Annotated in this window: 17 protein-coding genes and 1 pseudogene; 14 read left to right on the plus strand and 4 right to left on the minus strand. The window is 66.6% G+C overall.

The annotated features are described in order from the left end of the window. Positions 1-22: 22 nt before the first annotated feature. Together tatB and tatC are read left to right on the plus strand one after the other, a co-directional pair. A complete protein-coding gene (tatB, locus tag J2728_RS18505) occupies positions 23-622 on the plus strand; it encodes a Sec-independent protein translocase protein TatB (protein WP_310001511.1) in 600 nt (199 codons plus the stop codon). Further along, a complete protein-coding gene (gene tatC, locus J2728_RS18510) occupies positions 619-1515 on the plus strand; it encodes a twin-arginine translocase subunit TatC (protein WP_310001512.1) in 897 nt (298 codons plus the stop codon). The genes tatB and tatC overlap by 4 nt, the downstream gene beginning before the upstream one ends. 62 nt (positions 1516-1577) lie before the next feature. Here the strand turns inward: tatC and J2728_RS18515 are convergent, their stop codons facing one another. Further along, on the minus strand, positions 1578-2039 hold the full coding sequence (locus J2728_RS18515; protein ID WP_310001513.1) for a hypothetical protein: 462 nt from the start codon (positions 2037-2039) through the stop codon (positions 1578-1580). Positions 2040-2332: 293 nt separating this feature from the next. On the opposite strand from J2728_RS18515, the gene serS reads away from it, so the two are divergent. From serS to dipM, 4 genes are all read left to right on the plus strand, one after another. After that, a complete protein-coding gene (serS, locus tag J2728_RS18520) occupies positions 2333-3628 on the plus strand; it encodes a serine--tRNA ligase (RefSeq protein ID WP_310001514.1) in 1296 nt (431 codons plus the stop codon). After that, the gene (surE, locus tag J2728_RS18525; RefSeq protein WP_310001515.1) at positions 3625-4419 is read left to right on the plus strand and encodes a 5'/3'-nucleotidase SurE; all 795 of its coding nucleotides are present in this window, start codon (positions 3625-3627) and stop codon (positions 4417-4419) included. Before serS ends, surE begins: the two co-directional genes overlap by 4 nt. After that, entirely contained in the window at positions 4416-5084 is a 669-nt protein-coding gene (locus J2728_RS18530; protein ID WP_013078589.1) for a protein-L-isoaspartate(D-aspartate) O-methyltransferase, read from the plus strand. The genes surE and J2728_RS18530 overlap by 4 nt, the downstream gene beginning before the upstream one ends. 94 nt (positions 5085-5178) lie before the next feature. After that, positions 5179-7059 carry a cell division endopeptidase DipM gene (dipM, locus tag J2728_RS18535; protein ID WP_310001516.1) on the plus strand — a complete coding sequence of 627 codons (1881 nt, stop codon included), beginning with the start codon at positions 5179-5181 and terminating at the stop codon, positions 7057-7059. A gap of 126 nt (positions 7060-7185) precedes the next feature. Here the strand turns inward: dipM and J2728_RS18540 are convergent, their stop codons facing one another. Continuing rightward, positions 7186-8025, minus strand: coding sequence for an ATP-binding protein (locus tag J2728_RS18540; protein WP_310001517.1), 840 nt, complete (start codon positions 8023-8025; stop codon positions 7186-7188). 120 nt (positions 8026-8145) lie between these two features. Between J2728_RS18540 and yajC the strand changes: the two genes are divergently transcribed. From yajC to J2728_RS18570, 6 genes are all read left to right on the plus strand, one after another. Then, positions 8146-8451, plus strand: coding sequence for a preprotein translocase subunit YajC (gene yajC, locus J2728_RS18545; RefSeq protein ID WP_013078592.1), 306 nt, complete (start codon positions 8146-8148; stop codon positions 8449-8451). Between the two features lie 58 nt (positions 8452-8509). Next, positions 8510-10108 carry a protein translocase subunit SecD gene (gene secD / locus J2728_RS18550; protein ID WP_310001519.1) on the plus strand — a complete coding sequence of 533 codons (1599 nt, stop codon included), beginning with the start codon at positions 8510-8512 and terminating at the stop codon, positions 10106-10108. An 11-nt stretch (positions 10109-10119) separates the two neighbouring features. Beyond that, on the plus strand, positions 10120-11070 hold the full coding sequence (gene secF / locus J2728_RS18555; protein ID WP_013078594.1) for a protein translocase subunit SecF: 951 nt from the start codon (positions 10120-10122) through the stop codon (positions 11068-11070). After that, a complete protein-coding gene (locus J2728_RS18560) occupies positions 11070-11423 on the plus strand; it encodes an Mth938-like domain-containing protein (RefSeq protein WP_310001520.1) in 354 nt (117 codons plus the stop codon). The genes secF and J2728_RS18560 overlap by 1 nt, the downstream gene beginning before the upstream one ends. Before the next feature lie 257 nt (positions 11424-11680). Beyond that, a complete protein-coding gene (locus J2728_RS18565; RefSeq protein ID WP_066683125.1) occupies positions 11681-12295 on the plus strand; it encodes a urate hydroxylase PuuD in 615 nt (204 codons plus the stop codon). 65 nt (positions 12296-12360) lie between these two features. Then, entirely contained in the window at positions 12361-13074 is a 714-nt protein-coding gene (locus tag J2728_RS18570; RefSeq protein ID WP_310001521.1) for a squalene/phytoene synthase family protein, read from the plus strand. Positions 13075-13127: 53 nt separating this feature from the next. On the opposite strand, the pseudogene J2728_RS18575 reads toward J2728_RS18570, so the two are convergent. Further along, positions 13128-13214, minus strand: a pseudogene (locus J2728_RS18575) (hypothetical protein); the annotation flags it as partial. A 15-nt stretch (positions 13215-13229) separates the two neighbouring features. Continuing rightward, positions 13230-15326 (minus strand): prolyl oligopeptidase family serine peptidase, encoded by a 2097-nt coding sequence (locus tag J2728_RS18580; RefSeq protein WP_310001522.1) that lies wholly within the window; start codon positions 15324-15326, stop codon positions 13230-13232. A gap of 287 nt (positions 15327-15613) precedes the next feature. Here J2728_RS18580 and lpxC point away from each other — a divergent pair, with 287 nt between their 5' ends. Both lpxC and J2728_RS18590 read left to right on the plus strand, forming a co-directional pair. Further along, complete coding sequence (gene lpxC / locus J2728_RS18585) at positions 15614-16510, plus strand: UDP-3-O-acyl-N-acetylglucosamine deacetylase (protein WP_310001523.1); 897 nt, start codon at positions 15614-15616, stop codon at positions 16508-16510. 99 nt (positions 16511-16609) lie between these two features. Then, positions 16610-17542, plus strand: coding sequence for an outer membrane protein assembly factor BamD (locus J2728_RS18590; protein ID WP_310001524.1), 933 nt, complete (start codon positions 16610-16612; stop codon positions 17540-17542). Positions 17543-17591: the final 49 nt, after the last annotated feature.

The following is a 17591-nucleotide window of genomic DNA, read 5'->3' on the forward strand; positions in this document are numbered from 1 at the left end:
CCCGCCGTTCTAAGGCGTGTCCATGCTTCCTGATATCGGCGGCACAGAACTTCTCGTCATCGCCGCCGTCGCCCTGATCGTGGTCGGTCCCAAGGACCTGCCCGCGCTTCTGCGAAAGCTGGGTCAGTTCGTTGGCAAGATGCGGGGCATGGCCTCGGAATTCCGCGCCAGCTTCGACGAGATGGCCCGGCAGTCCGAGCTCGACGAACTGAGGCGCGAGGTCCAGGCCATGCGCTCGGGCCAGTTTGCCAGCCCGACCCAGGCCGCCGCCGACGCCGTGCGCGAGACGGGGGCGGACCAGGTGTTCGCCGAGATCGACGCCTCGCTGAGCGGCGGCGCGACCCAGATGCATCCCTACGCCGGCGGCGAGATCCATAATCCGGCCCCGACGACCGACAATTCCATCCTGCCGCCGCCGACGACCGAGATCGTCGAAAAGCCCAAGCGCGCCTCGCGCAAGAAGGCGAACGCCGAACCGGCGCTCGTCGCGCCGGCGAAGACCGCGCGCAAGCGGACGGCGGCCAAGAAGGACATCACCGTCGAGGCTCCCAAGGCCGCTCCCGCGCCGCGCAAGCGCTCGGCCAAGGCCGGCGGCTCCAAAGCTTCGGACATCGTCTCGTGAACGACAAAGCCATCGGATACGACACCGAGGACGACATCGAGGCCTCGCGCGCGCCCCTGCTGGATCACCTGATCGAGCTGCGCACGCGGTTGATCATCTGCGTGGCCTCGATCGCCGTGGCGTTTGGCGTTTGCTTCGCCTTCGTGAAGCCGATCTTCCTGTTCCTGGTGCGGCCGTTCACCGTGGCCGAAGGCCTGAAGGCCATGGAGGACGCCGGCGGCAAGCACGGGTCTTTCGACCTTCTGCTGGCCCTGGTCGGCCTCAAGACCGTTCCGGCCAGCGCCATGGCGGGGATCACCCTGCAAGCGACCGCGCCGCTGGAGCAGTTCTTCACCAACATCAAGCTATCGGCTTTCGGCGCCATCATCCTGGCGTTCCCGATCATCGCCTGGCAGCTCTACCGCTTCGTGGCGCCGGGTCTCTACAAGAAGGAGCGCAACGCGTTCCTGCCCTTCCTGATCGCCTCGCCGGTCCTGTTCCTGATCGGGGCGTCGCTGGTCTACTACATCATGCTGCCGTTCGTGCTGTGGTTCTCGCTGAGCCAGCAGATCGTTGGCGACGGCGTGAAGGTCGTGCTGCAGACGCGCGTGTCGGAATATCTGACGCTGGTCACCACCTTGCTCCTGGCGTTCGGCCTCAGCTTCCAGCTGCCGGTCGTGCTGTCCCTGGGCGGCCTCGCGGGATTGATCGATTCCAACATGCTGCGGACGGGCCGCCGTTACGCCATCGTCGCGGTCTTCGTCCTGGCGGCCATCGTCACCCCGCCGGACCCCATCAGCCAGATCACCTTGGCCGTGCCGCTATGCCTGCTCTACGAAGTCTCGATCTGGTGCGTGTGGCTGATCGAGCGACGGCGAAAGCGGGAAGACGAAGAAGCTGGCCTGACGGACTAAGGGACACGAAAAAGGGCTCCGCGGATCGCGGAGCCCTTCTTTGTTTCGACGTACGGAACGTCTTAGGCCGAAGCGCCGACGCGGGCTTGCAGCTGGGCCTTGGCCGAGCGGACCGTGTCGGTCACGCAGGCTTGGTAGGTCACGACGCTGAAGTTCGGCTGAGCCTTGCACACCGTCTGGGCGGCGGTGCGGATTTCGGCGTGGACTTGATCCAGGGTCTTGCCCTTCAGCGAGATGCGGACGACCGAGACGCTCTGAGCGACTTGGGTCTTGCCGGCGTCGCGAGCGCGCAGGATCGAGGCCAGTTGGCGGTGAGCGCTGATGATCGCGCCGTCGACGCAGTCATCGATCTGGGTCTTGGTGACGGTGGCGCAGACCGAGGCCGCGGCGGCCTTGATTTCGGTTTCGATCTGGACCGAGTTCTTGTTGGCGATCGAGACGCGAACTTCGTTGACGGCGGCGCCGGCCGGAACGGCGACGGTGGCGGCGATGGCGAGGGCGGCGAAAGCGGCAAAGGTCTTCATGGTTCAAAATCCTCTGAATGATCGAGCTGGCCGGGGAGGGCCGTAAAGGTCAAAAACGCGTACTGAATTGGGCGGGGCTTTTCGGCGATCGCGATTAAGTCGCGGTGTGGAAGGACGCCTAATTCCCGTTAACAAGTAGGATTTAGGTGCGACGTCTGGTCGCGGGTCCCGAGGGGCTCCCTTTTTCCGAGAGCACCCCATCCTGAACCCATACGGGCGTCGCGACGCTTGGCGCCCCCGCCGACGCGCCTTAGAGAGGGCGTTTCCCACCGCCTCTTCCGAGCTTGCGTTCGATGCACGACATCAAGGCCATCCGCGACAATCCCGAAGCCTTTGACCTTCATTGGTCGGCGAAAGGGCGTTCAGGCGCGGCCGCCGAGGCCGTGAAGCTCGACGCCCAGCTGCGCGCCGCGCAGACGGCTTTGCAAGAAGCCCAGGCCAAGCGCAACGAGAGCTCCAAGCTGATCGGCATGGCCAAGGCCAAGAAGGACGAGGCCGAGGCCCAGCGCCTGATGGCCGAGGTCGAGACGCTGAAGGGCGTCATGGCGACCGCCTCGGAAGAAGAGACCATCGTCGGCGGCAAGCTGAAGGACCTGTTGGCCAGCCTGCCCAATATCCCGGCCCCCGAGGTTCCGGTGGGCGAGGACGAGGCGGGCAATGTCGAGCAGCGCCGCTGGGGCGACGCCGCCAAGCTGCCGGCCGGCAAGCTGAACAAGCCCAAGGACCACGTCGACCTGGGCGCGGCCCTCGGCGGCATGGACTTCGAGGCCGCCGCTCGCATGAGCGGCGCGCGCTTCGTGGTGCTGAAGAAGGAGATCGCCCGCCTGGAGCGCGCGATCGGCCAGTTCATGCTGGACCTGCAGACGGTCGAGCACGGCTATACGGAGGTGTCGCCGCCGCTGCTGGTGAAGAGTGATGCCCTCTACGGCACCGGCCAGCTTCCCAAGTTCGCCGATGATCTCTTCCACACGGAAGATGATCGCTGGCTGATCCCCACCGCCGAGGTCTCCCTCACCAACATCGTCCGCGAGCAGCTCGTCGCCGAGGAAGAGCTGCCGATGCGTCTGACGGCCCTGACGCCGTCGTTCCGCGCGGAGGCCGGTTCGGCCGGTCGCGACACGCGCGGCATGATCCGCCAGCACCAGTTCTACAAGGTCGAGCTGGTCTCGATCACGACGCCCGACCAGTCCGAGGCCGAGCACCAGCGCATGGTCGAGTGCGCCGAGACCGTGCTCAAGAAGCTGGAGCTGCCGTTCCGCACCATGCTGCTGTGCGCCGGCGACATGGGCTTTGGCGCCCGCAAGACCTACGACCTCGAGGTCTGGCTGCCCTCGCAGGACATGTACCGCGAGATCAGCTCGTGCTCGAACTGCGGTGACTTCCAGGCGCGCCGCATGGAGGCCCGTTACCGCAAGACCGGCGAGAAGGGCGGCCACTTCGTCCACACCCTGAACGGCTCGGGCCTGGCCGTTGGACGCACGCTAGTGGCGGTGCTGGAGAACTACCAGGACGAGGGCGGTCGCATCCACATCCCGGCCGCGCTGCAACCCTATATGGGCGGGATCACCCACATCGGGGGCGCGGCGTGAGGATCCTCCTCACCAACGACGACGGCATCCACGCGCCGGGCCTAAGGGCGCTCGAGACGATCGCGCGGGCGCTCAGCGACGACGTCTGGATCTGCGCGCCCGAATACGAACAGTCGGGCGCCAGCCGGGCGCTGACGCTGGCGGACCCGCTGCGGGTGCGCCGACTGGACGAGCGCCGCTTCGCCGTCGAGGGGACGCCGACCGACTGCGTGATGATGGGCGTTCAGGAGCTGGTCGAGGGCGCCAAGCCCGACCTGGTGCTGTCCGGCGTCAATCGTGGCCAGAACCTCGCCGAGGACGTCACCTTGTCGGGCACCGTCGCCGGCGCGATCGAGGGCATGGCGCTCGGCATTCCGTCGATCGCCCTGTCGCAGTCGATGACCTATTTCCACGACGAGATCGTCGCCCACTGGGAGACGGCCGAGGCGTTCGGGCCGGGGATCGTCCAGCGCCTGCTGGAAGTGGGTTGGCCGACGGACGTGGTGATGAACGTCAACTTTCCGGCCTTGCCCCCGGAGCAGGTCACGGCGGTCGAGGTGACGCGCCAGGGCTTCCGCGACGGCCACCTGCGCCACATGGAAAAGCGCACGGACCCGCGCGGCCGCGACTACTACTGGATGGGATTCACCGCCAAGGCCTCGAGCCCCGCCGAGGGCACGGACCTGCGCGCCGTCTATGAAGGCCGGATCTCGGTCACCCCTCTGCACATCGACCTGACACATTACGAGACCGCTCACGCGCTGAAGGGCGTGCTGGGCGGGGCGCCGCCCAAGCTTAAGGTGGCGGAATGAGCGGACGGACGACCAAGGCGGCGGAGAACGCCAAGGCCGACCTGCCGCGCCTGATGCAGGCCTTGCGCGACCAGGGGGTGACGGACCCCCAGGTGCTGAAGGCCATCGAGACCACGCCGCGCGACCTGTTCACGCCGGACCTGTTCAAGGATCGGTCGTGGGAGGATTCGGCCCTGCCGATCGCCTGCGGCCAGACCATCAGCCAACCGTTCATCGTCGGCCTGATGACCCAGGCGCTGACCGTCGAGCCGCGCGCGCGCGTGCTGGAGATCGGCACCGGCTCGGGCTACCAGACCACCATCCTCAGCAAGGTCTCGCGCCTCGTCTATACGATCGAGCGCTATCGGACCCTGATGAAGGAGGCCGAGGGCCGCTTCCAGAAGCTTGGCCTGACCAATGTCATCACCAAGTTCGGCGATGGCGGCGAGGGCTGGGCCGAACAGGCGCCGTTCGACCGCATTATGGTCACGGCGGCGGCCGAAGATGACCCCAAGCGGCTGCTTTCGCAGCTGAAACCCAATGGCGTGCTGGTCGCGCCGGTGGGGAAGGGGCCTGTCCAAAGCCTTCGCCGCTATGCCGGCGACGGCAAGGGCGGCTTCCGGGTCGAAATCCTATGCGACGTGCGGTTCGTGCCGCTGCTGGCCGGCGTCGCCAAGGATCAATGAGTTTGGGGCGTCGGGCGTGGCTCGGCGGCCTTGGTGTTAAGACTTGATTCACCCTGGCGGCGCCTTGTGAAGGCCCGACGGGAAAGGAGACGTCATGAGGCAGTTGTGGACGCAAGCGGCGGTGATCGCCCTGTCGGCTGGAACGCTCTCCGCCTGCGCGACCGCCCCGCAATATTCGACGCGCGAGGGCCAGACCCCCGCGTCCGCCACGCGGATGCCCACGCCGAATTTCCCGATCACCCAGCCGCCGTCCTCGACGCTCCAGGCTGCCGCGCCGGAGACGGGCGCCGAGTCCGACGCCGTGGCGACCGCGCCGACGGTGGCCGCCGCGCCGGCCCCGGCTCCGATCCAGTCCCAGCCGCTGGCTCCGGTGACCCAGTCCGAGCTGCCGCCGCCCGCGCCCGCCCGCGCGGCGCCTCAGCCCGTCCTGCGCGCCATTCCGCCCAAGACCATCGTCACCACTTCCGTCACTGGTCCGGTGGTCGAGGTCGACGGCAAGGCCCAGGTCCACGTCGTGAAGTCGGGCGACACCCTGACCTCCATCGCCAAGAAGTTCGGCGTCAATGTCAACGACTTGGCCAAGGATAACGACATCAAGAAGGGCCAGACCCTGCGTCTGGGCCAGAAGATCAACGGCCCGGCCAGCGAGCAGAAGGCCTATGTCGTCCAGACGGGCGACACGATGTTCGCGATCGCCAAGCGCTTCAACGTCACCGCCTCGGCGCTCGCCGAGGAGAATGACCTGTCGACCGGATCGTCGATCAAGAAGGGGCAAAGGCTGAAGCTGCCCGACGGCTACAAGGACAAGGGGCCGATCAAGACGACCTCGGTGGTTCCCGGTACCGCCGCTCGGACGGAAGTCGCCGATGAGGAGACCGCGCCGACGCCGGCGCCGACCCGTTCCAACGCGTCCTCGCGGCCGTCGCGTCAGCCGTCCGCCGAGCCGACCACCGTCAGCACGACCTCGCTCAGCGTCACCGGCGCCGTGGTCGAGGTCGCCGGGCCCCGCCAGGTTCACACCGTCAAGTCGGGCGACACCCTGACCTCGATCGCCAAGAAGTTCGACGTGAGCGTCGGCGACCTGGCCGAGGACAACAAGATCAAGAAGGGCCAGACGCTGCGTCTGGGTCAGAAGATCAAGGGGCCGGCCACCGAACAGAAGGCCTACGTCGCCCAATCCGGCGACACGCTGGCCGAGATCGGCAAGCGCTTCAATGTCAGCGTCAAGTCGCTGGCCGCCGAGAACAACCTCAGGACCAGCGCCACGATCAAGAAGGGCCAGAAGATCCGTCTGCCGGACGGCTTCAAGGACAAGGGCCCGCTGAAGACCACGACCACCGTGTCAAAGCCTTCGCCGGTCGAGCCGCTGAGCAGCTATGCTCGCGTCGACACGCCGTCGCCCGCGCCCGCGACCTCGCCGTCGACCTCGGGCACGCCGTCCAGTCCCGTTCCCTACACCTCGAGCTATCCACGCCCGAGCGCGCCGGTCGCCGCTCAGCCGATCACGCCGCCGGCTTCGTCGCGTCCGATCATCGAGAGCAGCGCCGCGCCGACCGAGGCCGAGATCATCGCCTCGGGCAAGGGCAAGTTCGACTGGCCGCTGCGGGGCGAGATCATCTCCAGCTTTGGCGTGAAGGGCACGGGCCAGCGCAACGACGGCCTCAACATCCGCGCGCCGCAAGGAACGCCGGTGCTGGCCGCCGCCGACGGCGAGATCGCCTATGCCGGCAATCAGGTGCCGACGTTCGGCAACCTCGTTCTGGTCAAGCACGCCGACGGCTGGGTGACGGCCTACGCCCACCTCTCCGGCGCCACCGTCAAGATGCGCCAGCAAGTCCGGCGGGGCGATCAGATCGGCTCGGTCGGGGCCACCGGCGGCGTCAACGAACCCCAGCTGCACTTCGAGATGCGCTACGCGCCGACGGTCAAGGACAAGGCCAAGCCGGTCGATCCGGGGCTGCTGCTGCCCCGCTAAGGCTCCATCCTCCCCCTAGCGGGGGAGGTGGTCGCGAAGCGGCCGGAGGGGGAAATGCTGCCGAGCCTGCTTCTTCCCTCTCCGTCGACTTCGCCGACACCTTTCCCTTGAGGAGAGGATTTTTCTCTACCCCGGCAGCTTGACGCCCAGCTCCCCCGCCAGGTCGCGCACGAACTGCCAGGCCACCCGGCCCGAGCGGCCGCCTCGCTGGGTCGACCACTGCAGGGCGCGGCGATCAAGGTCCGGGGCGTCGAGGCCGAAGCGCTCGGCATAGGCGTGGATGGCGCCCAGATAGGTGTCCTGGTCCATCGGCGGAAAGCCGATCCACAGGCCGAAGCGATCGGAGACGCTCATCTCCTCCTCGGCGTTTTCGGCCGCGGCGATCGCGCCCTGGCTTTCGACGTGGTCGCGCGGCATCAGGTGACGGCGGTTGGACGTGGCCACGAACAGCACGTTCTCGGGCGGACCCGAAACGCCGCCCTCCAGCGCCGACTTCAGCGCCTTGGCCGCCGCGGCGCCGTCTTCGAACGAGAGATCGTCGCACAGCACGACGAAGCGCTCGGCGCGGGCGCGTAGCAGGTCGAACAGCGGGGGCAGGGCGGCGACCTCGTCGCGATCCACCTCGACCAGCTTCAGGTCGGGATAGCTGTCGGCCAGCGCGATGAAGGCCGCCTTGGTCACCGAGCTCTTGCCGGTGCCACGCACGCCCCACAGCAGAACGTGGTTGCAGGGCAGGCCCACGGCGAAGCGGCGCAGATTCTCGACGAAGCGCGCCTTCTGCCGGTCGATGCCGACCAGCAGGTCCAGGGATAGCGGATAGTCCGGCGCGGGGGCGAAGGCGCCGGTGACGGGCTCATGCCGGAAGAGCCGCGCGGACGAGAAGTCCGGCGTCGCGGGCGGCGGCGGGGCCAGCCGCTCCAAGGCGTCGGCGATGCGGGCGAGTAGGGGAGCGGTCGCGTCGGTCATGGCCCGTTCCATACCCTCGCGGGCTCGCATTGCAAAAGGGAAGGCGAACGCATAGCTTCCGCCGACTTGGCGCGACCCTATGTAAGGCGGCGCGCCTCATCGGATTTTTTTGGAGTCTCCATGAACAGCCTGAACGCTCAAATCCTGCAGCTCGCCCCGATCCTTCTGATGGTCGTGCTGTTCTACTTCATGCTGATCCGTCCGCAGCAGAAGCGCGCCAAGGAGCATCAGACCATGCTCGCCAACCTGAAGCGCGGCGACAGCGTCGTCCTGTCTTCGGGCGTTCTGGGCAAGATCGTCCGCGTCGAGGACAAGGAAGTCGGCGTCGAGATCGCCCAGGGCGTCACCGTGAAGGTCGTCAAGGGCATGATCACGGAAGTCCGCGCCAAGGGCGAGCCGGCCGCGGCCAACGACGCCAAGAACTAAGGCGAATCCACCCTGTCTCGAGGCGTCGCCCGCGACGTCGCCTGAAAGCTGCTGATCCATGCTGACTCTCTCCCGCTGGAAGATCATCGCCGTCACCCTGTCGGTGGTCTTCGGGATTCTGTTCTCCCTGCCCAACGTTCTTCCTCAGAAGACGCTGGACGCCATGCCCGCGTGGCTGCCGCACAAGAAGCTGAACCTCGGCCTCGACCTGCAAGGCGGTTCGTATCTCCTCTATGAGGTCGACACCGAGGCGCTGCACCGCGAGCGGCTGTCGAATCTGACCGAGGACGTCCGCACCCAGCTGCGGAGCGAGCAGATCCCGTTCGGCGAGCTGAACCAGCAGGGCGAGATCATCAGTGTTCGGATCGGCGACGCGGCCCGCTACAACGACGCCCTGAACCTGCTGCGCACGAACCTCGGCGCGCCGCTGGCCGGCGTGATCGGCGGCAAGGACGTCTCGGTCTCGGGCAAGGGCGACAACCGCATCGAAGTCCGCTTCGTGCCGGAAGCGATCAAGGCCGACGCGGTCAAGGCGGTCGATCAGTCGATCGAGACGATCCGCCGCCGGATCGACAGCCTGGGCACCAAGGAGCCCTCGATCAACCGCCAGGGCGAAAACCGGATCATGATCCAGGCGCCGGGCGAGAGCGACCCTGGCAAGCTGCGCGACATCATCGGCAAGACCGCCAAGTTGACCTTCCAGATGGTCGACGAGACGGTGACGCCGGAAGACATCCAGGCCGGCCGCATCCCACCGGGCTCGGAAGTCCTCCCGGGCGATCAGTACGCGCCGGTCTACGTGGTCAAGAAGCGCGCCCTGGTTTCGGGCGAGGAACTGACCAACGCTCAGCAGCAGTTCGATCCCCAGACCGGCAGCCCTGTCGTGGCGCTGACTTTCAACGCCTCGGGCGGCCGCAAGTTCGGCGACCTGACCGCCCGCAATGTCGGCAAGCGGTTCGCGATCGTCCTGGACGACAAGGTCCTGTCCGCGCCGACGATCCAGGGCGCCATCACGGGCGGCAGCGGCATCATCACCGGCAACTTCACCGTCCAGAGCGCCAACGAACTGTCGCTGCTGCTGCGCTCGGGCGCTCTGCCCGCGCCGCTGAACGTCGAGGACCAACGCACCGTGACCGCCGAACTCGGCGCCGACGCCGTCAAGGCTGGCTCGATCTCGCTGGCCATCGGCGCGGTCTCGATGTTCGTGTTCGTGATCCTGGCCTACGGTCTGTTCGGCGGCTTCGCGGCCATCGCCCTGGTGGTCAACGTTCTCTTGATCGTCGGCATCATGTCGGTGACCCAGGCGACCCTGACCTTCCCGGGCATCGCCGGTCTGATCCTGACCCTGGCCGTCGCCGTCGACGCCAACGTGCTGATCTATGAGCGCATGCGCGACGAGGCCAACGCGGGCAGGACGCCCATGGCCGCGGCCGACCATGGCTACAAGCTGGCCCTGACCTCGATCCTGGACGCCAACATCACCAGCCTGATCTCGGGCATGATCATGTTCAGCTTCGGTTCGGGCCCGGTGAAGGGCTTTGCCTGGACCCTGGTGATCGGCGTGTTCACCTCGCTGTTCACCGCCATCTTCATCACCCAAGTGCTCATCGGCTGGTGGTTCAAGACCGCCAAGCCGAAGAAGCTGCCGATCGCATAGGAGATCCGACCATGCGTTGGCCCCTCATTCGCTACATCCCCCGCGCCACCAAGTTCCGCTTCGTGCGCTGGGCCCCGGTCGCGGCCGTCTTTTCGGCGATCCTGATCGTCGGTTCGGTCGCCTCGCTGTTCGTGCAAGGCCTGAACCTCGGCATCGACTTCAAGGGCGGCAACGCCCTGGAAATCGCCATGTCGCGGCCCGTGCCCCTGGCCGACCTGCGCTCGGCCATGAATCAGATCGGTGTCCACGACGCCCAGGTCCAGGGCTTCGCCAGCCAGCCGAACTCGGCCATGGTCAAGTTCCTGCCGGCCGAGGGGCAAGCCCCCAGCGCCGCCTCGGCCAATGTCGAGCGCGAGCTGGTCAAGCGCTTCCCCGACCTGAAGGTGACCAGCCGCTCGGAAGTGGGCGCCAAGGTCTCTGGCGAGCTGCTGATGTCCGGCTTCAAGGCCCTGGGCGTCGCCCTGCTGCTGACGCTGGGCTACATCTGGTTCCGCTTCGGCCTGTCCTACGGCACGGGCGCGGTCGTGGCCGTGATCCACGACATCGTCCTGACCCTGGGCCTGTTGTCGGTGGTCGGCATCGAGTTCTCGATGACCGAAATCGCGGCCCTGCTGACGGTCATCGGCTACTCGATGAACGAGAAGGTCATCACCTTCGACCGACTGAAAGAGAACCTGCGCAAGTACAAGACCACGCCCCTGCGCGACATCATCGACCTGTCGGAGAACGAGCGTCTGTCGCGGACGATCATCACCGGCACCACGGCCTTGCTGGCCCTGGGCGGTACGATGGTGTTCGGCGGCCCGGTACTGTTCCCGCTGGTCTTCACCATGGTGTTCGGCATCATCATCGGCACCTATTCGTCGATTTACATCGCCCTGCCGCTGATCCTGGTCTGGGGCGTGAAGCGCAACGACGACGACGCCACGCCGGTCAAGTTCGGCGCGGCCTCGCGCCCCTGATGCGGCAACCGCCGTCCATCGACGCCTGGGGCGGCGGCGGCTTCCGGGTCTCCGGCGTCTGGCGGCCCGGCTCGCTGCTGGTCCTCGATGACCAGCCGCGCGACTGGGCCGCGACCGCCCTGGCGGATCTGACTCCCGAGTCGTTCGCCGAGGTTTTCGCCGCCGGCGGCGCGGTTGAGTTCGTACTGCTGGGGACGGGCCTTGTGAACGCGCTGCCGCCGCGGCCGGTCCGCGACGCCCTCAAGGCCGCCGGGATCGGCCTCGAGTTCATGAGCACCGAGGCCGCGGCCCGCACCTACAACGTGCTGGCCAGCGAAGGTCGGCGGCTGGCGGCGGCGCTGATCGCGGTCTGACACGCTCGAAATTATAAATCTCAAGCCTCCTCGCCCTTGTGGCGAGGGCCCGTGGCGCGGCTTGGCTCAGTGTGGGTCGGCGTGGTCGCCCGCCATTCAGCGCAATGCTCGCTGAACCCTGGGCCCTAGGCACAAGGCCTAGGGAGGCGACGGAAAGGGCGTGAGTAACAAGAACCGTGTTCGCCCAAAACTTTGCCCGACTCCGAAAACACCCCTATGGTCCCTCTCCAAGGAAAAGGGATCCGAGGGGGAAACCGATGTCTGGACTGCTTTCCAACTTCCGCAACACCATCATCGTCAGCTTCGTGCTGGCGCTGGTGATCGTTATTGGCTACGGCCACAGCCCGCAGGGCCACGGCCTGGTCTATTTCCAGGCCATCTATCGCTGGCTGCACGTGCTGTTCGGCATCCTGTGGATCGGGCTGCTGTACTACTTCAACTTCGTGCAGATCCGCGTGATGCCGCAGATCCCGGCCGAGCTGAAGCCGGCGGTCAGCAAGTACATCGCGCCCGAGGCCCTGTTCTGGTTCCGCTGGGCCGCCCTGGCGACCTGGGTCATGGGCGTCATCCTGGCCTATAGCCGCGGCTATCTGCTGGAGGCCTTCAGCCTGGGTCTGGCCGGCGGCTACACGCCCGGCGCCGACATGGGCTTCACCTTCATCGGCACCGGCATGTGGCTGGCCACGGTGATGTTCTTCAATGTCTGGGTCTTCATCTGGCCCAACCAGAAGATCGCCCTGGGTATGGTCGAGGCCGACGCGGACGCCAAGGCCAAGGCCGCAAAGACCGCCATGCTGTTCTCGCGCACCAACACCCTGCTCAGCATCCCGATGCTGGCGACCATGGCGATGAACCAGACGCTGTTCGGCTGACGCCGGCGACGACACGCTGTAAGGGGAGGGCCCGTCAACTCGACGGGCCCTTTTCTTTTGAGCTCATGGCCGACACCGAAACCCTCGACGACCTCGTCCGCCGCGTCGATCCGGACCGCTGGCTGACGACCCGTTTCATCGCCGACCCGGCCGCGCGGGCCGACGTGATCGCGCTGTATGGCCTGAACTACGAGCTGGCCCGGGTGGCCGGCGGCGTCTCCAACGCTCTGATGGGCGAGATTCGCCTGACCTGGTGGCGCGAGGCCATGGAAGAGGTCGCGTCCGGCAAGGCGCCGCGCAAGCATCCGAATGTCGAGGCCTTGGCCGCGTCGGGTTTCGATCCCAACGCCCTGGCGGCCTTGTCCGAGGCCCGCTTTACCGACCTCGACGAGGGACCGCTGAAGGACGAGGCGGCGGTGATAGCCTATGTCGACGGCACGGCGGGCGCGCTGGCCGTCCTGGCCGCGCGTCGTCTCGATCCGAGCGCCGACCCGCACGCGGTCAAGGGCGCGGCGCGGGCCTGGGGCCTGGCGGGACTTTGGCGGCTGAAGTCGGCGGGGCGCTCGCGCCTGCCGGAAAGCTGGACGCAGGCGGATGTGAAGCAACGCGTCGAGGCGCAACTGAAAGCCGCTCGGGGAGAGGTGAGGGGACTGCCGGTGGCGGCGTTCCCCGCCGTGGCCCCGGCGGCCCTGGCGCGGGCGTACGTGTCAGGTCGCGAGATGGGCGAGCTTGAAAAGAAGGCGCGACTGACCTTCGCGGTCGCGACGGGGCGGCTTTAGGGCCAAACCTTCAGCTAGATTGGGCTGTCATCCCGGAAGCCTCGCAGAGGCTATCCGGGACCCAGGGAGTGACGAAGCGCTGTGCGCGCCGCCCCTGGGTCCCGGCTCTCCGCTTCGCTACGGCCGGGATGACACGCAGTTGGCGTTGACCGCGATCACTTCCCCGGCCGCGTATTCCCCGTCCACTGGTCCAGCCAGTCCAGCACTTCCTTGTGCCACTGCACCGAGTTCTGGGCCTTTAGCACCCAGTGGTTCTCGTTGGGGAAGTACAAGAGCTTGCTGGGCACGCCCTTGCGCTGAAGGGCGCTGAACGTGGCCAAGCCCTGCTCGACGGGGATGCGGTAGTCGAGCTGACCCTGCACCACCAGCTGCGGCTTGACCCACTTGTCGACGTGCAGGGCCGGGTTGAAGGTCTCGTAGGTCGCGCCGGGCTGCCAGGGCGTGCCGCCATTCTCCCACTCGGTGAACCACAGCTCCTCGGTCGAATAGCCCATGGCGCGGGTGTCGAAGACGCCGTCGTGATTGACCAGGCACTTCCACGGCGCGTTCCAGTTGCCGGCGATCCAGTTGACCATGTAGCCGCCGTACGACGCGCCTAGGGCGCAGGCGCGGTCGGCGTCGAGGAACGAATACTTCTGGGTCGCGAACGCCCAGCCCTTTTGCAGGTCCTCCAGCGGACGGTCGCCCCAGTGCTGGCTGATCGCGTCGGTGAAGGCCTGGCCGTAGCCGGTCGAGCCATGGAAATCGACCATCACCACGGCGTAGCCGGCGTTGGCGTAGACCTGCGGGTTCCAGCGATAGGACCAGCTATTGCCGAACGAGCCCTGCGGGCCGCCATGGATCAGGAAGGCGACCGGGTACTTCTTGGCCGGATCGAAATTGGCGGGCTTCAGCACGAAGCCGTGCACGGTCTCGTCGTTCCAGCCCTTGAAGCTGAACTGCTCGGGCTCGCCCCAGGCGACGTCCTTCAGGGCGTCGCTGGACACGCTGGCCACCTTCACCGCCGGGCCCTTGGCCGGCAGCATGAACAGTTCCGAGGGGCTTTTCAGCGAGTCCGAAGCGTAGACGAGGCCAGTGGGGCCGACGTCGAAGGCGCTGACATGGCCCTCGCCGGTCAGGGCGGTGACCTTGCCGGTCTTCACGTCGATCGCGAACAGCTTGCCTTGGCCGACGTCGAGGGCGGTGGCGTAGATCGTCTTGCCGTCGCGGCTCCAGGCGATGGCGTCGGCCGAGCGGTCCCAGCTCGGCGCCAGCTCGCGCTCCTGGCCTGTGGCCATGTCGCGGATGATCACGCCGAAGCGGTCGGCCTCGAAACCGGGACGCTTCATGGCGCGGTAGGCGGCGAACTTGCCGTCCGGCGAGAACACCGGCGCGGCGTCCCAGGCCTTGTTGCCGGCGGTCAGGTTCTTCAACCGTTCGGAACCGTCCAGCGGCGCGCTCCAGACGTCGAAGTTTGTCGTCCAGGCTTCGTCCTTGCCGGCGACCTTGGCGGAGAAGGCCACGGTCTTGCCGTCGGGCGTGATCGCGAAATCCTCGTCCCCGCCGAAGGGCTTGGTGGGGCTGTCGCCGTCGAAGCCCTTCATCAAGTCAACCGGCTGACCGGTCGCCACGCCTTGGCCGTCCAGGGCGTAGGCGAACAGGTGGTTGCGGGTCCCATCCGCCCACGTGTCCCAGTGGCGGACGAACAGGCGGTCATAGACGACGCCGGTGGCCTTGGTCGCGGTCTTAGCGGCCAGGCGAGCCTCGGTGCAGGCGAAGTCGGCGCAGTCGGGGAACACGGCCATGGCGACGACGATGGTCTTGCCGTCCGGGGCGACCTTGTAGGCCTGAACATCGAACGGCGTCGCGGTGACCTGGGTCGCGGTCTCGCCCGCGGCATCGGTCTTGAACACCTGATCGGTTCCGCCGGCGCGGCCGGAAACGAAGTAGATCGACTTGCCGTCGGCGCTCCAACGGCCGCCGCTCGCGCCGCCGTCCGAGATCTTGAGGCGACGCGGCGCCATCTTGGTCTTCAGGTCGGCGACCCACAGGGACATCGAGGCCTTGTTGGCCGGATAGTCCATGGTTCGCACCGAATAGAGAACATGGCGGCCGTCGGGCGAGACGCGCGGATCGCTCAGCCGATCCAGGCTGGCCATGTCCTTGGCCGTGAAGACGTGTGGCTTCTGGAGCGGCGTCTGCGCATGAGCCGTCCCGACCAAGGCCAGGGACAGCGCGGCGGCGGAGGCGGCGAAACGCAAGCTCTTGATCATGAAACCGAATTTCCCGGAAGCGGTTATGTATTTGGCGGCGGAGCCTAGTCCCGCTTTTCGCCCACCGCTAGGGTAAGTCTGGTGAGTGTTCACCAGCCGCGGATCGCTGATCGGCGTTCTGTTTCGCTGCGCGCGCTTCCGTAATAAAAGTGAAACAAAGTCATAGGCTTAGAGCGTAACAATCCGAAACAGGACTTGCTTTGCCGCGACGCAGCATCACTCCTACATGCTAACTCGGGGCGAAAACGGCGGGCTTAGACCTGTCCGTCTAGCAATAAGGGTCTCTAGTGTCGGCTTCGGGTTATTTTCAGCACACGGTCGCGGGACCGGTGATCTTCGCGGGGACCGGTCTGCACACGGGCGCGCATGTGCGCGTCGTGGTGCGTCCGGCGGCTCCCGACGCGGGGATCGTCTTTGTGCGGACCGACGTGCATGACCGCGACAACCGCGTCCCGGCTACCGCCGAGGCGGTGTGCCAGACGCAACTGGGCACGGTGATCGGCAACGCCGCCGAGGTCCGCGTCTCGACCATCGAACACCTGATGGCGGCCTTGGCCGCGCTATCGATCGACAACTGCGTCGTCGAGCTGGACGGTCCGGAAGTGCCGATCATGGACGGCTCGTCCGAGCCCTTCATTCAGATCCTGGACCGCGCCGGCCGCCGCAAGCAGGAAGCCGTCCGCCAGTACATCGAGATTCTCGCGCCGATCATGGTGGAGGACGGCGACAAGCGCGCCGCTCTGCTGCCCGCCGACCGATTCGAAGTCGCCTTCGAGATCGCGTTCGGCAGCAAGGCCATCGGCCGTCAGGCCGTCGACCTGGTGATCGACGAAGAATCGTTCCGCTCGGAGCTGTCGAACTGCCGCACCTTCGGCTTCCTGCGGGACGTCGAAGCTCTGCGCGCCATTGGTTTGGCCCGAGGCGGCTCCATGGAAAACGCCGTCGTGATCGATGGCGACCGCGTGCTCAATCCCGAGGGCCTGCGCCGCAAGGACGAGTTCGTTCGCCACAAGGCGCTGGACGCGATCGGCGACCTTTATGTGCTGGGCAGGCCGATCCTTGGCCGCTTCGAAGGCTTTCTGGCCGGTCATGGCCTCAATAACGCCGTGGTTCGAGCGTTGCTGGCCCAGCCGCGCGCTTGGCGCCTGCGCGCCCTCGCGTCGGAACTGGCTGAAGCGGTTTAAGAGCGTCTCCGGAAGTCGGGGCTCGGCCTTCGCATTTGCGCCTTTAGCGGCGTGGTGTAGAAGCCTTGCACGGCGCAGGGGCGCACGTTTGCTTCGAGGGTGAGAGACTCCGTGCTTCGTAATTTCTCGGGACGTTCGGCCGTCACTATCGCCGCTGTTCTCGTCGCCGTGTCGGTGGCGGGCTGCGCCGGCAAGTCCAAGAAGCCGAGCCTCGCCTACGAAGAGCGCCCCGTCGAACTGCTGTACTCCACCGGCGCGGATCGGCTGGATCGCGGCAACTGGAACGAGGCCGTCGACTATTTCCGCGAGGTCGAGCGCCAGCACCCGTATTCGGAATGGTCGCGCCGCTCGATTCTGATGACCGGCTACGCCCACTACATGGGCAACAACTACAACGACGCCATCGGCGACGCCGACCGGTTCATCTCGCTGTATCCGGGCAATCCGTCGGCCAGCTACGCCTACTATTTGAAGTCCGTCTGCTATTTCGAGCAGATCGTCGACGTGAATCGCGACCAGGCCGCGACCGAGCAGGCGCTGGCCGCCCTGCGCGATGTCGTCCAGCGCTATCCGAACAGCGAATACGCCACCGACGCGCGCCTGAAGATCGACATGGTCAACGACCAGTTGGCCGGCAAGGAAATGGCGATCGGTCGCTATTACCTGAAGAACGGCCAGACCCTGGCCGCGATCGGCCGCTTCAAGGCGGTCATCGAGCGTCACCAGACCACGTCGCACACGCCCGAAGCCCTCTATCGCCTAGTCGAGTCGTATCTGACCCTGGGCCTGATGGACGAGGCTAAGCGCAACGGCGCGGTGCTGGGCTACAATTTCCCAGGCGATCGCTGGTACGCCGACGCCTACAAGCTGCTCAACGACAATGGCCTGAGGCCCGCCGTCGAGCCGCTAAAGGCCGGCGCCAAGCGCAACGCGCTGGAGCGGATCCTGTCCAAGGATAAGGACACGACCCTGGCCCCGCCCGGCGAGAAGAAGTCCAAGAAGGGCGGCGTGATGGGCGTCCTGGGCATGTAATAGCGGCGGGATCGAGCCCTGATCCCGTTTCGTTCCGCCTTGGCGCTTT

Source organism: Caulobacter segnis (assembly GCF_031454995.1).
Taxonomy (GTDB): domain Bacteria; phylum Pseudomonadota; class Alphaproteobacteria; order Caulobacterales; family Caulobacteraceae; genus Caulobacter; species Caulobacter segnis_E.

Coding starts and splice junctions, on each gene's coding strand:
- J2728_RS18530 (WP_013078589.1), top strand. CDS start 4,416: ATGAGCGGACGGACGACCAAGGCGGCGGAGAACGCCAAGGCCGACCTG.
- J2728_RS18570 (WP_310001521.1), top strand. CDS start 12,361: ATGGCCGACACCGAAACCCTCGACGACCTCGTCCGCCGCGTCGATCCG.
- tatB (WP_310001511.1), top strand. CDS start 23: ATGCTTCCTGATATCGGCGGCACAGAACTTCTCGTCATCGCCGCCGTC.
- secD (WP_310001519.1), top strand. CDS start 8,510: ATGCTGACTCTCTCCCGCTGGAAGATCATCGCCGTCACCCTGTCGGTG.
- secF (WP_013078594.1), top strand. CDS start 10,120: ATGCGTTGGCCCCTCATTCGCTACATCCCCCGCGCCACCAAGTTCCGC.
- J2728_RS18580 (WP_310001522.1), bottom strand. CDS start 15,326: ATGATCAAGAGCTTGCGTTTCGCCGCCTCCGCCGCCGCGCTGTCCCTG.
- J2728_RS18565 (WP_066683125.1), top strand. CDS start 11,681: ATGTCTGGACTGCTTTCCAACTTCCGCAACACCATCATCGTCAGCTTC.
- J2728_RS18540 (WP_310001517.1), bottom strand. CDS start 8,025: ATGACCGACGCGACCGCTCCCCTACTCGCCCGCATCGCCGACGCCTTG.
- dipM (WP_310001516.1), top strand. CDS start 5,179: ATGAGGCAGTTGTGGACGCAAGCGGCGGTGATCGCCCTGTCGGCTGGA.
- serS (WP_310001514.1), top strand. CDS start 2,333: ATGCACGACATCAAGGCCATCCGCGACAATCCCGAAGCCTTTGACCTT.
- J2728_RS18560 (WP_310001520.1), top strand. CDS start 11,070: ATGCGGCAACCGCCGTCCATCGACGCCTGGGGCGGCGGCGGCTTCCGG.
- J2728_RS18515 (WP_310001513.1), bottom strand. CDS start 2,039: ATGAAGACCTTTGCCGCTTTCGCCGCCCTCGCCATCGCCGCCACCGTC.
- yajC (WP_013078592.1), top strand. CDS start 8,146: ATGAACAGCCTGAACGCTCAAATCCTGCAGCTCGCCCCGATCCTTCTG.